Consider the following 303-nt stretch of genomic DNA (forward strand, 5'->3'; position numbering starts at 1 on the left):
CGCTCAACTTCTTTAGCTATTCCGGGAAAAACGGCCACGCCTATCGCAGTATCGGTAAAGTGCTTATCGACCGTGGCGAAGTGAAAAAAGAAGATATGTCGATGCAGGCTATTCGTCATTGGGGTGAAACGCACAGCGAAGCCGAAGTGCGTGAGCTGCTGGAGCAGAACCCATCGTTTGTCTTCTTTAAACCACAATCTTTTGCTCCGGTGAAAGGGGCCAGCGCGGTACCGTTGATTGGCCGCGCATCCGTGGCTTCTGACCGCAGTATCATTCCTGCGGGCACAACGTTACTGGCGGAAG

Annotated in this window: 1 protein-coding gene; it reads left to right on the top strand. The window is 53.1% G+C overall.

Going from position 1 to position 303, the window contains the following annotated elements; all coding sequences use genetic code 11:
• Nucleotides 1–303 (top strand): MltA domain-containing protein (locus FDX22_RS24100; RefSeq protein WP_186805458.1); only part of this gene is annotated, 303 nt, incomplete at both ends.

Source organism: Citrobacter sp. TBCS-14, assembly GCF_005280805.1.
Lineage (GTDB): Bacteria > Pseudomonadota > Gammaproteobacteria > Enterobacterales > Enterobacteriaceae > Citrobacter > Citrobacter gillenii.